Annotated in this window: 14 protein-coding genes; 6 read left to right on the forward strand and 8 right to left on the reverse strand. The window is 71.9% G+C overall.

From position 1 onward, the window contains the following. Positions 1-61 precede the first annotated feature (61 nt). From ACIG36_RS19550 to ACIG36_RS19560, 3 genes are read right to left on the reverse strand one after another with little or no spacing between them, the layout of a single operon-like run. The gene (locus ACIG36_RS19550) at positions 62-370 is read right to left on the reverse strand and encodes a hypothetical protein (protein WP_399929073.1); all 309 of its coding nucleotides are present in this window, start codon (positions 368-370) and stop codon (positions 62-64) included. 7 nt (positions 371-377) lie between these two features. Next, the gene (locus ACIG36_RS19555) at positions 378-872 is read right to left on the reverse strand and encodes a hypothetical protein (protein ID WP_399929075.1); all 495 of its coding nucleotides are present in this window, start codon (positions 870-872) and stop codon (positions 378-380) included. Between the two features lie 60 nt (positions 873-932). After that, complete coding sequence (locus ACIG36_RS19560) at positions 933-1,394, reverse strand: GNAT family N-acetyltransferase (protein ID WP_399929077.1); 462 nt, start codon at positions 1,392-1,394, stop codon at positions 933-935. Between the two features lie 382 nt (positions 1,395-1,776). Between ACIG36_RS19560 and ACIG36_RS19565 the strand changes: the two genes are divergently transcribed. After that, positions 1,777-2,634: a hypothetical protein gene (locus tag ACIG36_RS19565; protein ID WP_399929080.1), complete on the forward strand. Its 858-nt coding sequence runs from the start codon at positions 1,777-1,779 to the stop codon at positions 2,632-2,634. A 549-nt stretch (positions 2,635-3,183) separates the two neighbouring features. Here the strand turns inward: ACIG36_RS19565 and ACIG36_RS19570 are convergent. Genes ACIG36_RS19570 through ACIG36_RS19580 form a run of 3 tightly spaced genes read right to left on the reverse strand, consistent with a single transcriptional unit; the run spans position 3,184 to position 6,138 of the window. After that, on the reverse strand, positions 3,184-3,441 hold the full coding sequence (locus ACIG36_RS19570; protein ID WP_399929083.1) for a phosphopantetheine-binding protein: 258 nt from the start codon (positions 3,439-3,441) through the stop codon (positions 3,184-3,186). Further along, the gene (locus ACIG36_RS19575; protein WP_399929086.1) at positions 3,441-4,826 is read right to left on the reverse strand and encodes a condensation domain-containing protein; all 1,386 of its coding nucleotides are present in this window, start codon (positions 4,824-4,826) and stop codon (positions 3,441-3,443) included. The genes ACIG36_RS19570 and ACIG36_RS19575 overlap by 1 nt, the downstream gene beginning before the upstream one ends. Beyond that, positions 4,813-6,138, reverse strand: a complete 1,326-nt coding sequence (locus ACIG36_RS19580) for an MFS transporter (protein ID WP_399929088.1) — start codon at positions 6,136-6,138, stop codon at positions 4,813-4,815. Before ACIG36_RS19580 ends, ACIG36_RS19575 begins: the two co-directional genes overlap by 14 nt. 112 nt (positions 6,139-6,250) lie before the next feature. Between ACIG36_RS19580 and ACIG36_RS19585 the strand changes: the two genes are divergently transcribed. Continuing rightward, a complete protein-coding gene (locus tag ACIG36_RS19585; RefSeq protein WP_399929091.1) occupies positions 6,251-7,444 on the forward strand; it encodes an acyl-CoA dehydrogenase family protein in 1,194 nt (397 codons plus the stop codon). Between the two features lie 55 nt (positions 7,445-7,499). Then, complete coding sequence (locus ACIG36_RS19590) at positions 7,500-7,913, forward strand: SgcJ/EcaC family oxidoreductase (RefSeq protein ID WP_399929093.1); 414 nt, start codon at positions 7,500-7,502, stop codon at positions 7,911-7,913. A gap of 69 nt (positions 7,914-7,982) precedes the next feature. Here ACIG36_RS19590 and ACIG36_RS19595 read toward each other — a convergent pair whose 3' ends face one another. Both ACIG36_RS19595 and ACIG36_RS19600 read right to left on the reverse strand, forming a co-directional pair. Then, positions 7,983-9,572 (reverse strand): MFS transporter, encoded by a 1,590-nt coding sequence (locus ACIG36_RS19595; RefSeq protein ID WP_399929096.1) that lies wholly within the window; start codon positions 9,570-9,572, stop codon positions 7,983-7,985. A 127-nt stretch (positions 9,573-9,699) separates the two neighbouring features. Continuing rightward, on the reverse strand, positions 9,700-10,323 hold the full coding sequence (locus ACIG36_RS19600; protein WP_399929099.1) for a ScbR family autoregulator-binding transcription factor: 624 nt from the start codon (positions 10,321-10,323) through the stop codon (positions 9,700-9,702). A gap of 234 nt (positions 10,324-10,557) precedes the next feature. Here ACIG36_RS19600 and ACIG36_RS19605 point away from each other — a divergent pair, with 234 nt between their 5' ends. The 3 genes from ACIG36_RS19605 to ACIG36_RS19615 all read left to right on the forward strand — a co-directional run bounded on the left by ACIG36_RS19605 (position 10,558) and on the right by ACIG36_RS19615 (position 14,522). Further along, positions 10,558-11,529, forward strand: a complete 972-nt coding sequence (locus tag ACIG36_RS19605) for a DUF1702 family protein (protein WP_399930063.1) — start codon at positions 10,558-10,560, stop codon at positions 11,527-11,529. 110 nt (positions 11,530-11,639) lie between these two features. Beyond that, a complete protein-coding gene (locus ACIG36_RS19610) occupies positions 11,640-12,611 on the forward strand; it encodes a DUF1702 family protein (protein WP_399929101.1) in 972 nt (323 codons plus the stop codon). A gap of 63 nt (positions 12,612-12,674) precedes the next feature. Continuing rightward, positions 12,675-14,522: a CRTAC1 family protein gene (locus ACIG36_RS19615; RefSeq protein ID WP_399930066.1), complete on the forward strand. Its 1,848-nt coding sequence runs from the start codon at positions 12,675-12,677 to the stop codon at positions 14,520-14,522. Positions 14,523-14,526 lie beyond the last annotated feature (4 nt).

Here is a 14,526-nt window from a genome sequence, read left to right on the forward strand (position 1 = left end):
AGTTACCCGCAAGTCAAGTAATGGCGTACGAGTGCGTCCGACTGCGTGCGCTCCCGCACCGTCAGGGCCCGTGGAGTTCCGTCTCCCACTCCTCGAACGGCGGCTCCACCTGGTAGCCCGGGTCGCAGTAGGCGCGGATCCACTGGGCGGCGCGGTACTGCGCGTCGCCGTCGTTCAGCACCTGTCCGTTCTCGTCGACCCGCAGCACATTGCCGTAGATCGCGAAGACCTGTTCCAGCGCGGAACCGAACCGGAACAAGGCCGGGCGGTAGTCGATGCCGTCCAGCAGGTCGAGGTCGACGGTGCCGTTCGCCAGGTAGAAGGCGAAGAAGCGGAGTGAGGCGCGAACGTCGACCGGCAGATGTTCCATGGACACATCATGCGGCGGACGGGCGCGGGCCGGGCGCCGGCAAGCCCGCCGTGGACCGCCAGTAGGCCGGGGACAGTCGCTTCTCGTCCTCCAGCCAGTCGGCGAGTTGCTGCGCCAGCAGGTCGAACGCGAAGCCCAGCGCGAAGTCCTGGAAGCCCGCCAGCTCGGTCAGTGGCAGCGTGGTCGAGTCGGCGACGTGTGTGGCGTGCCGCTCCTCGCATCCGCACGCCACGATCACCGCCCAGTAGACGCTGTCGCCGAACTCTCCCGAGCAGTCCGCCTCCAGCAGGAACGACAGGTGGTCGTCGGCCTCGTCGTGCACCGTGATCTCCGTCGACAAGACCCCGGGCTCCCACTCCCACTCCAGCCGAAACCCCGGCGGGCAGGCCGCGGTCAGTCGTGCGGCCGCGTGCCGCACGAGGGCGAAGTCGTCCTCCCCGGCGTCGGGAAACAGCTGCTCAAGCGGCGCGTCGTCCAGGCGCCCGCGGTGCGGAGTCGTCATGCGGCCGATCTCACCGTGCACCCGCGCGCCGGGCAACCGGTTTGCTGCGCAGCGCCGCGATCAACGCGTGGCCGCGCCTGTGGTGAATCGCAATTCAGGGCGTTCCCACGTGACCTTCGGCGGCGAGGGAGGGATCCTGCCCACCGGCTCGGCGCCCAGGCGCCGGTAGAACTGCTCGGCCGGAGGGTGCGACACGACACGTACGTGGGTCAGGCCCGCTCTTCCGGCCTGGTCGATCATGTGCTCCACGAGGAGTCGGCCGATGCCCGTCCCCTGTGCGTCGTCCGACACGAACGCCAGGTCCAGTTCGGCCGGTTCCAGCACCAGGGCGTAGAAGCCCAGGAGCCGCCCGGTCGCGTCCTCCGCCGCGAAGACCTGGTGCCGGTCGATGTAGTCGGCCGTGACCCGGTAGCCGCTGATGATCGTGGCGTACTGCCCTTGGTAGGCGCCGGACCTCCGCATCAGCGCGGTGAGGGCCTCGGCGTCCTGTTCCGTGGCACGCCTGATCGTCATGGGCTGCATATGCCGGAGTATAGGGGTGCAGGCCGTCTGCGGCCATTACACACCCCGCCCGAAGCTCGGGGGCCGGGCGGGGGTGACGTCGTCAACCGTGCGGCTACAGGTGTTTTCGCCGGTCCGCCGACACCTGAGCTTCGGGGGCCGGGATTCGAGCGCTTTCTTCAAGGAATGGGCGGTGGGTGATAACCCACCCACCCTCCCAAGTCCCGCCGCAGCACAGTCAGATGACTTTGTGCAACCTGGTCGCCACCATCCGCTGTCGGCGTGTAGCGTGCGCCACAACGAACAACCCCCGCCGGTGCTGACAACACCGAACGGGGGTCTGACCACCTTCGATCGATCAGGAGTCGATCTCGTGGCTGATGCCAACCTTACCGCTGTTCCCATGGCCGCGTCCGGATACGGCAAGCAATCCGCGCCCGACCAAGCACCCCGCACCCGCAGCGACTTCGCACACCTGCCTCTCCGTGAGGCCGCCGTCGCCGCCTTCGTCGACCGGCTCCCCGACGGTTCCGCCGTCGACATCAAGACCCTCGCCAAGCACATCCCCGCCTATGGGCAACAGGCCGTCGCCACTGCTCTCAACGCCCTCTCCAGGGCCGGTCACCTGCGGCGATTCCGGGAACCCGTCGGCGAGGGCCGTACGCAGTGGGTCTCCCGTACGTACTTCTCCCGCACCGCACGGGATGACGCCTGGTGGGGCCGCTTCCTTGCCGAAGGCGTTGTTCCGGAGACGGTTCCGGAGACGGTTCCGGTGCCAGCTCCGGAGCCAGTTCCGGTGCCCGCACCGTCGACCGGACGGCCCACCCACTCCCCCGCCTACCTCGCCCTCGCCACCCTCGGCCGCGTCGAGCCCCGCCTCGGCCTCTCCGCCGCCGAGTGCGCCGACCTCGAACCCCTCGCCGCCGAGTGGCTGGCCCGGGGCATCGCCCCGCCCGACCTCGTCCGGGCCCTCGCCGCCGGGATCCCCGATGTCATCCAGAGCCCCGGTGGATTCACCCGCAAGAGGCTCATCGACAAATTGCCGCCCGAGCTGCCGTCGCCACTGGCGCCATCGGTGCTCCCGCCTCGCATGATGGAATGCACCGGCTGCGGCGCCCCGGGCCACCCCGAAGCGCTCTCCGGCGGCCTCTGCCGCACCTGCCACGGCGACCCGCCGTCCACCGAGCTCCCCGTCCCGGCCGGCGCCGACGTCCACGCCCGCGTCAACCAGCTCAGAGCCCTCGCCCGCAGCAACCGCTGACTTACCGGCAACGCCCAACTCGCGGGCCACAAACCGCTATTGTGATCCGTGGCGCACCTCGTGCGCCCCCTCCCACGAGGACGCGTAAACCTCTCCGGACGCTCGCCCAGGGCGCCCGGCATGGGCGTCCTCCGGAGCACCCCCGGGCAGGGTGCAGCGTAGGGAGGGGGCGCCCATGGGACGCCACCGGAAGAAGTCACTTTTCGAACGCATCTGCGCGGTGATCCGCGAGTTCGGGAGGTGGCTGATCGGACGGTGACCGGCAGTCCTCACAGGCGCTGAGGGCTGACGGCCACACGCCGTCCTATCGCCTTTCGGCGGGCTCTCGTCGCGGAATTGCCCCTTCCGCGGCGGGGGCCCTTTTGAACAGCCGGGGTCGGCAGTCCTCAAAGAAGCTGAGGGCTGACGGCCACACGCCGTCTCATCATCTTTCGGCGGCTCTCGTCGCGGACCTAGTCCTCCACGGCGGGAGCCATTTGAGCCGCCGGGCGCCCAGCCGCTCGGACATCAAGCTAGCACTCGCAGCCTCGATCGCACCACGGCAACGCCTCAGGCCTCCGCCTCCGCCCGCGCCGCCGCTACGACACCGTCCGCGAACGTCTCCATGTCCGGGTCGTCGAAGAACGCTCCGACGTCGATCCAGACGCCCAGTTCCTCCTGGACCCGGCCCGCGATGCGGACCGCCGCGATCGACTGGCCGCTCAGTTCGAAGAACGTCGCCTTCTCCTGGCCCGGTCCCATGCCCAGGACCTCCGCCCAGATCTCCGCCGCCCGCTTGCCGATCTCCCTGAGCTCCCCGGTCTCCATCAGAGGAGGACCTTCTCGTCCGGAGTCGTCACGACCGTCCGCAACACGCCCAGGTAGTCCGCCAGCAGGCCGTCCATCGTGTCCGGGCGGAGGCGGTTGGTGTTGAAGCCCAGGCTGCCCGCCATGTCGCCCGAGTGGTCCAGGTGCAGGGTCCACAGCACGCCGTCCGGGACGTCCGAGCCCACCGGCTGGGACAGCACGCGCTTCCAGATCTTGGAGTAGCGCACGTCCCCCGCCGTCCCGCCGTCCTCCGCGAACGGCGGGATCGCCGCCTGGAACGCCGAGACCTGGCCGTCGTCCGCCATCGCCGGGACCATCAGCTCCGGGGCTCCCGCCACCACGTGCCCGAAGGGGATCTCGTGCGAGTAGGCCTCGAGACAGGTCCTGCGGACCCTCTCGACGACCTGCCGGAACGACTCGCACCCGGCCAGGTCCGTGCGCAGCGGCAGGAAGTTGATGAAGGAACCCACCGTTTCCTGGAAGCGCTCCTGGCCGCGGCCCGCCGAGAACGTCGGCACCACGATGTCGGTCGCGCCCGTCAGCCGGCTCAGCTGCACCTTGTAGGCCGCCAGCAGGATCATGAACGGGGAGCTCTTCGTGTCCTCCGCCAGCCTTCCCACCAGCGCGCCCAGTTCCGGCTCCACGCCGAAGCGGTGCCACGCCGTCGCCTTGGGCAGCTTCTCCGAGCGGGCCCGGTCCGTGGGCAGCGCGTGCACCTGGGCGCCGCTCAGCTTCTCCCGCCAGTACGCCCGGGACCTCGCCGCCGCCGCGCCCTCCGCCCGCTCGCGCTCCCAGCGCGCGTAGTCCTGGTACTGGGGGACCGTCGGCAGCGCGGGCGCCGTCCCGTCCCGCCGGGCCGCGTAGAACGCCATCAGGTCGCGCATGATGACGTGCATCGACCAGGCGTCGGCCGCCGTGTGGTGGGCGACCAGGGCCAGCACCGCGTCCCGCGCGTCGAAGCGGCCCACCACCGCGCGCAGCAACGGCAATTCGCCGATCGGCACCGTGCCCGACTCGACCTCGTTGAGCAGGTCCTCCGCCCGCCGCTCGCGGTCGGCCTCCGCCGTCCCCGCCAGGTCGCGGACCTCGAGGGCCGCCGGGGCCGGCGGAACGATCCGCTGGTGCTGCGCCGAGCCGTCCCGGACGATCTCCGTGCGCAGCGCCTCGTGCCGCGCCACGACGTCGTCCAGGGCCGACTGCAGTGAGGGGACGTCCAGTTCGCCCGTCAGGTGCCAGGCGCCCACGATGTGGTAGCGCGGGCCGAAGGGTCCCTCGTCGTCACCGCCGTCGAACATGCAGAGGAATTCCTGGTGGAAGGAGAGCGGAATCCTTTTCTCCGGGCCGTCCGGCCCACTCGGCGTTGCTGCCTTCTCATCGACGGTCATGGTGCCCACCCTCCACCGGAAACGGATCCTTCGTGTCCTGCATGTGCGGCGCGGTCAACGCTAAGGCGCGCGGCCTCGCCGCGGCTTCTCCCAGATTGCGAGCCGGCCACGCCAGCAGCACCGCCGCCGCCACCGCCACCGCGAACCAGCCGCCCGCCCCGCGCTCGCCCAGGTACGCGGCCAGGTACGGCGTGACGCCGCCGAGCACGGCGGTGGTCGTCGCGTGCGGCAGCCCGATGCCCAGGGCGCGCACCTCGGGCGGGAAGAGCCCGGCGAGGACCTTGGGCATCACGGCCGTCGCGCACCCCATGTAGAGCACGCCGCTGCCATAGGCGAACAGCAGGCTCGCGAACGAACCGCTCATGCGCGTGAAGGCGTACGGGCCCACGAGCGCGAACGCCGCGCTCGCCACGACGAGGAACCGCCCGGCCCCCACGCGGTCCGCCAGCATCCCCAGTCCGGGCAGCAGCACGGACACGCCCGCCGTCGCGCAGACCACCACCCAGAACATCGTCCCCGGCGCGGCCAGCCGGTGACCGGTGGCCGGCACCACCGTCGACCAGGTGCCGGTGACCACGGCGAGGCCCGCGACCAGCAGCACGGTCAGCAGCACCTGCCGCCGGTGGGAGCGCAGCAGCCCGCGCAGCGAGCCCCGTCCGGCACGCGCGCGTACCTCGCGCTGGAAGACCGGGGTCTCGGTGAGGCGGTTGCGGGCGAGCAGCAGACCCGCGCCGAGCAGCCCGCCGACGAGGAACGGCACCCGCCAGCCCCAGTCCGCCATCGCCGCGGGCCCGAACCACGCGGTCAGCCCGCCGCCCAGCAGGGACGCGGCGAACGCGCCCGCGGCGGCCGTCATCGAGAACAGGCTGCCGTAGAGGCACTTGCGGTGCGGCGGCGCCAGCTCCATCAGGTACGTCACCGCCGCCGGCCACTCGCCGCCCGAGGAGACGCCCTGCGCCATCCGGGCCAGGAGCAGCAGCACGGGCGCCAGCAGGCCCACCGTCCCGTACGTGGGCGCGACGCCGATGAGCGTCGACCCGGCGGCCATCAGCGCCACCGACACCATCAGCGCGGGCCTGCGGCCCCGGCGGTCGGCCAGCCGGCCGAGCAGGATGCCGCCCAGGGGGCGGCACAGCATGCCGGTGCCGAACACCGCGAGCGCGCCGAGCAGCGAGGTGACGGCGTTGTCGGACGGGAAGAAGCGGGCGGCGAACAGCGGGGCGAACAGCCCGTAGGCCAGCCAGTCGAAGTACTCCACGAAATTGCCGACCACAGTGGTGGCGACCGAACGTCGGTGCGGATTGTCGTTCACGCACCCGAATGTGGCAGCACGGCGCACGGCGAAGCTTCTTCCAAAATGCCGGAAAGCGGACTTCGCAATCCCGAAGATGCCGCTCCGGTCGGGCGGGTGCCACGGTCGGCGCATGGACAACGTGTTGAGCACGCAAGCTCCGACGCGGGAGGAATGGCTCGGCCGCGCCTCGGAATTGGTTCCCGTTCTGCGCGAGCGGGCGGCATGGTCGGAGGAGAACCGGCGCCTGCACGACGACTCCGTCGCGGCCCTCGCCGGGGCCGGCGTCTTCCGGATGCGGGTGCCCGCCAGATACGGCGGCTACGAGTGCGACACCCGCACGCTGGCCGAGGTGGCCGCCGTCATCGCGCGGGGCGACGGCTCCGCCGCGTGGACGGCGGCCGTCTACTGGATACCGACGTGGATGGCGAGCCTGTTCCCGGACAAGGTCCAGGACGAGGTGTTCGCCACCCCTGACGTACGGATCTGCGGGACGCTCAGCCCCACCGCCCAGGCCGTACCGGCCGACGGCGGCGTCGTGCTGAACGGCAAGTGGGGCTTCATGAGCGGTGCCCCGCACAGCCACTGGCAGGTCGTGGTGGCCGTCCGCCTCGAGCCGGGCGCGCAGCCCATGCCGGTGGTCGGGCTGGTCCCGATGTCCGACCTGCGGGTGGTCGACGACTGGCACACCTCCGGGCTGCGCGGCACGGGCAGCGTCACCACGGTGGCCGAGAACGTCTTCGTGCCGGAGGAGCGGTTGCTGCCGCTGCCCGTGGTCCTGGAGGGCCGGGGCGGGGCCTCGAAGATCAACGCCGACTCCCCCGTCTACCGGCCACCGCTGCTGCCGGTGGCCGCCGCCTCGTCCGTCGGGACGGCGGTGGGGCTGGCCGCGGCGGCCCGGGAGACCTTCCTCGAGGCGCTGCCCGGCCGGGCCATCACCTACACCTCGTACACCAGCCGGCGCGAGGCACCGGTGACCCATCTGCAGGTGGCCGAGGCGACGTTCAAGGCCGACCAGGCCGAGTTCCACGCCCACCGGCTGACGGGCCTGGTCGACGCCAAGGCCGCCGACGGCTCGCCGTGGACGCCGGAGGAGCGGGTGCGCGCCCGTGCCGACGTGGGGGCGACCGCCCGGCTCGCCAAGGAGTCCGTCGACGTGCTCAACGCCGCCAGCGGCGGCTCGTCCATCTACAGCCACGTGCCCATCCAGCGGATCGCCCGCGACGTCCAGGCGCTCACCCAGCACGCGCTGATCCAGCCGGACACCAACGCCGAGCTCTACGGCCGGGTGCTGTGCGGCCTGGAGCCCAACACGCAGTACCTGTGACGCGACCTCCGGCACAACCTCTGACACCACCTCTGACACGGAAGGCGGAACCGAGATGACAGAGAACGGGCTCCCGGACGACCCCGAGCTGGCGGCGGCCGCGGCCGTTCCCGGGCGCATCGTCGAGGCCTGGGCCCGCCACGACGCGGAGGCCTTCGCCGGGGTGTTCACCGACGACGGCACCATGATCCTGCCGGGTGTCTTCCAGAAGGGCCGGGCGGCGATCCAGGAGTTCATGACCGGCGCGTTCCAGGGCCCGTTCAAGGGCTCCCGGGTGACCGGCACGCCCGTCGACGTCCGGCGGCTGTCCGCCGACAGCGCGCTGCTGATCACCCAGGGCGGCATCCTGGCGGACGGCGACAGCGAGCTCCACGCCGAACGGGCCGTCCGGGCGTCGTGGGTGCTCGTCCGGCAGGACGGCGACTGGCGGCTGGCCGCCTACCAGAACAGCCCGCGCGGCGTCGCGTAGCGGCAGCCGGAACGGAACCGGCCGCCGGCATCCCGCCGGCGGCCGGTTCCGCGTTCCGGGCACGCGCACTCAGGGGATGACGGCCCCGCCCGGCTCCTCCACCTTGCGGCCGCCGTCCTCGCGGCCCGCGCCGTCCGCGCCGCGCACCGCCGTGACCGTCTCCCGCCCGCGCGTCGCGACGGCCGCCGCGGCCAGCGCCATGGGCACCGCCACCACGGCGGCCACCCGGCTGATGGACATGAACGACGTCATCCAGGCGATCAGCGGCGGCCCGAACATGCCCCCGGACTTGCCGCATGCCGCCGCCAGTCCGCTGCCCATCCCCCGGAACGCCGTCGGATAGGTCTGCGCGGCGTACGGGCCCATGACCGCGACGACGCCGCTGGCGCCCGTCAGCAGGCCCATCAGCACCAGGACGACGGCCGGCGCGCTGCGCAGCGGGATCACCAGCAGGGCGAGCAGGGACACCGCGGTGACGGCCCCGTAGAGGGCCATCGTCCTGCGCGAGGACCACCGGCTGTAGAGCCAGGCGCCGACCGCGGTGCCGGGGATGGACAGGAGCGAGGAGACGAACAGGATCTGCGGGGGCTTCGCGCCGACGCCCGCCTTGCCCAGCAGGCTGGGCAGGAAGGTCAGGAAGCCCCAGTAGATGACGCCCCAGGCCAGCCCGTAACCGCAGATGATCAGAGTCTGGGTGAGGTAGTCGCGGCCGAAGAGGGCACCGGGGCCCTGCCGCCGGGCCGGGACCGCCGCCCTGGGCGTGGTGGACAGCCCGAACAGACGGCTCATCCGGCGGGCCTCGGCGAGGCGGCCCCGGGAGGCGAGGAAGGCGGGCGACTCGGGGATCCAGCGGTTGAGGGCCAGCAGGGCGAGCGCCAGGGGGAGCTGGACGAACCACAGGATGCGCCAGCCGGCGATCGGCTCGAAGACGGCGGCGAGTCCGCTGGCGGCGAGGTAGCCGCCCACGGTCGTCAGCCCGGCCTGCAGGACCATCACTCCGCTGCGGCCGGGCAGCACCTCGGACATCAGGGCGTAGACGATGGGCAGCATGCCGCCGGCGGACATGCCCATCAGCAGGCACATCAGCACGCTGGCCTCGAAGCTGGGCATCGCCCCGCACACGGTCGTCGCGACGAACAGCAGCGCGGCCAGCAGGACGGCGGCCCGGCGGCCGATGCGGTCGGCCAGGTGGCCCCACAGCAGCGAGCCGGCCACCGTGCCGGTCAGCCCGCCCATGGGCAGCCAGGCCACCTCGGCGGCGGTCAGGCCGTACTCGGCGCGGGCGCCGGGCAGCATGAACGCCAGCGTGGCCGGCTTCATCTGGTCGACGACCAGCGCGAACGACAGCACGGCCACCAGCCGCCTGCGGGCGAGGGCCCGGCGGGCCTCGGACACCGGCTCCGGCTCGGGTTCCTCGGGGGCGGGGACGATCGCCGCGGGCAGGCGGCGCGGCACCAGGCCGCCACCCGCCATCACCAGCCCGGCCACGATGGCGGCCATCGCCAGCCACATGGACGCGCCCATCGGCATATGGGCCATGTGGTAGTTCATCGACGCCGAGTCGACGAACATCACCACATGCTCGCCCACCCCTGCCGAGCAGACGAGCACGCCCGCCCAGAAGAGCAGGGGACGGGGGATCAGGACACGGCTCTCCACACGCACTCCTCAACACGGGGACGGGGATTGCAGGGCACCCAGGATGCTGGGGGCCATCCGGACTGTCTTCTCCCGCCGTGCTGTGTCAGTCCGGCGGTGTCAGTCGCGCTGTGCCCGTCCCGCCGCCTCAGTCCCGCTCCGCGAGCACCGCGCCCATCTCCTTGACGCACTCGGCGGTGACCAGGCCGGGCAGCAGCGAGCGCCACAGCGCCGTCGCCCAGCACAAGGGGTCGACGGGCTCGCCGCCCGCCGCCAGGGTCTGGGGCAGGCCGGCGAACGCGGAGACGATCACCACGGCGGTCGGCCCGGGGAGGACGTCCGGCAGCAGGTCGCCCTGCTCGCGCGCCTCCGTCAGCAGTCCCTCGACGGCCGTCACCCACGAGACGAACGGGCGCGGCACCGAGGGCCCGATGAGGTTGCGCTCGGACATCAGCCGCAGCCCCGCGCGCACCCCGGTCTGGTGCAGCAGCATCTGCGCGATGCGGCCCGAGATCTCGATCAGCAGGCGCACCGCGCGCGGGTACTCGGGTCTGAGCCGTTCCGTCAGCTCGGACCACAGGTCGTAGTGCTGGCGGACCACCGCCGCCGCCAGCGCCTCCTTCGACGGGAAGTGGAAGTACAGCGCGCCCTTGCTGATGCCCTGGCCGTCCACGACGTCCTCGAGCCGGGTGCCCACGTATCCGCGGTCGTCGAAGACCGTTGCCGCGGCCCGGAGAATGACGTCGCGGGTCCGGCTCGCGCGATCCTGCATGTGCGTACTACCGCCTCCAGCGCTCTGACTCCTCGGTATCCAACGCGGCGGCGGCTTCCCCCGGCAACCTCGAGATTGCTCGCACGGGCCGGAGCACCGTGGGCGAACGGCCGTGATTCCGCCGTGCGTTCCGCGTGAGTTCCGCACATCCGGAGATGCCACTACCGCTCGGTTGGCATGACCATGAAGCTCTCCGCCACCGGCGGGACGGTGGCCCAGGGTGAGGAGACGGCCGTGCCCACGGTTCTCGGATCGCTGCGCAGACTCGCACTGACCCCGCCCCTGGCGAGCGTCGGTTTCGCCGCCCGCCGCTTCCCGGGCGCCTCCTCCCCCGCGGCTCCCCGGCTGGAGGCCATCCCCCAGGCGGTGGTCTGCGGGTTCGAGTGGGCGATCGACGCCCGCGACCTGTGGGAGACCGAGCGCAGGCTCGAGCTCGCGGACCCCGAGCTGCGCGGCTTCGCCTACGAGGGCGCGACCATGGCCCTGACGGTCCGCGACGTCATGGGGCCCCGGACCGGGCACCGTACCCGCGACCTGCTGCTGGGGCCGGGCCGCCCGCACATCTTCCTCAACTACATCGGCATCGGCTTCGCCATGGCCCGGCTGCCGAGGGTGCTGTGGCGGAAGGTCCTGCCCGACCTGACCGGCTCCCCGTACTACCCGGTGATGAGCTGGCTGGCCGTCGACGGCTACGGCTTCGACCTGGCCTACTTCCACACCCGGCGCTGGGTGGACGAGCAGCGGGTGCCCGCCCCCCACCCCTGGCAGGGGGCGCCGGAGTACTTCCCGCGCGCCGTGGACCAGGGCATCGGCCGGGCGCTGTGGTTCATCCACGGAGCCCGCACCGATCACGTCGCCGCCGCCGTGGGCCGCTTCGCCTCACACCGGCACGCGGACCTGTGGAGCGGGGTGGGGCTCGCCGCCACGTTCGCCGGCGGCGCCACCGCCGCGGACCTGGCCGCCCTGCGCCGCGCGGCGGGCGAGCACGCGGCCGAGCTGGCGCAGGGGGCGGTCTTCGCGGCCAAGGCCCGCGACCACTCCGGCACGGTGCCCGGCCACACCCACGCCGCCGTCACGGCCCTGGCCGGAATCGGCGTGGAGAAGGCCGCCGCGCTGGCCGACGACCACGCCGTCGGCCCCTCCGCACCGGGCGCCGTCCCGGCATATGAAACATGGCGCGGAAACGTACGGAACCACCTGCAATAGCAGGGGAATTGAGCACTCCTGAAGTAGACGGCCGTTCCGTTCGGCTGTGTACATTCGCATTCGGCTGACCGAGCACGACGATCCATATCGACGAGGGGCGGTACAGCGCGTTGTCAACTCTTCTGCGTGCGCTCAGGCGCAAGATCCTCACCCCCAACGTATCGGCCACAAGCCTGGATCAACGCGGCTTCCACAAGAAGAATTCGGCTGCCCAGGATTTGCTGGAGACCATCGGCCGGACCTTTCTCGAAGGGTACGGACACGCGGTCGGGACGCGTTCGCCCGCCGAGGCGGAGGCGCTGCTGGAGACCGTGCCCCGGCAGTTCCGCGGCTTCGCCTACGAGGGCGCCGCGATGGGCGCCGTCGTCCTCGACGCGCTGCCGGGCAGCGGCGGGCGGCGGCTGGACGGGCTGCTCTCCGGCCAGGGCCGGCTGCATGTGTACATGGCCTACGTCGGCGTGGGCTGGGCCATGGCCCGGCTGCCGAAGTTCCTGTGGCCCGACGTGCGGCGCACCGATCCCCTGCTGCGCTGGCTGGTCCTCGACGGATACGGCTTCCACCAGGCGTACTTCCACACCGAGCGCTATGTGCGCGGGCAGTTCCAGGACCTGGGCTTCTCCTGGGCCGCGACCCCGGCCTCGTACCAGCAGAACGCCATCGACCAGGGCATCGGGCGCGCCCTGTGGTTCGTGGCGGGCACCGACCCCGAGCGTGCGGCGGACCTGATCGACGCCTATCCGGCGCACCGGCGGCCCGACCTGTACAGCGGTACGGGCCTGGCGGCCACCTACGCGGGCGGCGCCGACGAGAGCGAGCTGCGGTACCTCGCCGAGCGCGCCGGGTCGTACCTGCCGCAGCTGCTGCAGGGCGTGGCCTTCGCGGCCGAGGCCCGCGAGCGGGCGGGGCTGAGCGTCGCGCACACGAAGCTCGCCACCGCGACGCTGTGCGGCATGGACCCGGAACAGGCGGCCAAGGTGTGTTCCGGCACCCGCCCCGACGCGACGGCCGGCACCGATGTTCCCGCCTATGAGATCTGGCGGCGGCGGATCGCCGAGGAACTCGTTTCCCGGGAAAGGGGCTGACGCGTCGTGGCAATACGTGGCTGGATGTTCAAACAACTTCCCGGAATTGTCGCGCTGGTGGTGATGGTGGGCATGTTCGTCGCCGTGCGCCCGCCGTCCACTTCGGCGGCCGACAAGGCGGAGATGGCGAAGAAGTACGCGTTCACTCCGATGACCGTCGAGCTGCCCGGCGGATACCGCCAGCAGAACATCCGTAAGGTCAACAAGGCCTACAAGCACATCGAGGGCTGGATTTCCTCGGTCGGCGCCGGCATCTCCATGAACGACGTCGACGGCGACGGCCTGGCGAACGACCTGTGCGTCACCGACCCCCGCACCGACCGGGTCTCGCTGACGCCCGCGCCCGGAAAGAACGCCGGGCGCTACAAGCCGTTCGCGCTCGACGCGGCCCCGCTGCCGATGACGCGGACCATGGCCCCGATGGGCTGCACGGCGGGCGACTTCAACGAGGACGGACGCACCGACCTGCTGGTCTACTACTGGGGCCGCACGCCGGTCCTGTTCATGGCCCGAGCCGGCTCCGACGGCCGCTCGGCCGCCGCGTTCGAGCCCACCGAGCTGGTGCGCGGCGTCACCGACGGCGGCGAGTACACCGGCCCGCAGTGGAACAGCAACGCCACCACCGTCGCGGACTTCGACGGCGACGGCCACGAGGACATCCTCATCGGCAACTACTTCCCCGACAGCCCCGTGCTGGACGCCACCAAGGACGGCGGCGTGGTCATGAACGACTCGCTGTCCAACGCGCGCAACGGCGGCGAGGACCATGTGCTGCGCTGGACGCCCGGCGGCTTCGAGGAGGCCAAGGGCGCCCTGCCCAAGCAGGTGCGCAACGGCTGGACGCTGGCGCTGTCCGCCACCGACCTCGACGGCGACCAGCTGCCCGAGGTCTACATGGCGCACGACTTCGGCACCTCCAAGCTGCTCTACAACAAGTCGACGCCCGGGAAGATCGCCTTCGCGGTGGTGGACGCCGCCCGGGACGCGACGACCCCCAAGTCCAAGCAGCTGGGCCGCAGTTCCTTCAAGGGCATGGGCGTGGACTTCGGCGACCTGGACAACGACGGCCGCTACGACATGTTCGTCAGCAACATCACCACCTCGTTCGGCATCCAGGAGTCCAACTTCGCCTTCTTCGACACCTCGCGCGACGCCAAGGGCACCCGCAAGAGCTTCCGCGCCGGCGAGGCGCCCTACACCGACCGCAGCGCGCCGCTGGGCCTGGCCTGGTCCGGCTGGGGCTGGGACGTCAAGACGGGCGACTTCGACAACGACGGCGACCTGGAGATCAGCCAGGCCACCGGCTTCGTCAAGGGCAAGACCAACCGCTGGCCGCAGCTGCAGGAGCTCGCCACCGCCAACGACCAGCTGACGCACAACCCCCTGTGGTGGCCCAACGTCCGTTACGGCGACGACCTCGCCGGCAGCCAGGAGATGCGGTTCTTCGCCAAGGGCGACGGCGGCCGCTACACCAACCTCTCCAAGCCCCTGGGCCTGGCCGTCCCCGTCCCGACCCGCGGCATCGCCACCGGTGACGCCGACGGCGACGGGCGCCTGGACATGGCGGTCGCCCGCCAGTGGGGCGAGCCGGTCTTCTACCGCAACGACTCCGCCTCCGCCGGCGACTTCCTGGGCCTGACGCTCACCCACCCCTCCGGCTCGCCCGTGGTGGACGCCCACGTCACCGTCACCCTCCCGGACGGCACCAGGCGCGTCGCCCGCGTCGACGGCGGCGGCGGGCACTCGGGCAAGCGCAGCCACGAGGTCCACATCGGCCTGGGCAAGGCCGAAGGGCCCCTGCAGGTCCACCTGACCTGGCGCGACCGGACCGGCCAGGTGCGCGAGGCGGACCTGCGCACGAGCCCCGGCCGGCACACCATCCAGCTCGGCTCCGAAGCCAAGGAGAAGTGACGCA

The sequence above is a fragment of the Streptomyces sp. NPDC053048 genome (assembly GCF_044547045.1).
In the GTDB taxonomy this organism is placed as follows: Bacteria; Actinomycetota; Actinomycetes; order Streptomycetales; family Streptomycetaceae; genus Streptomyces.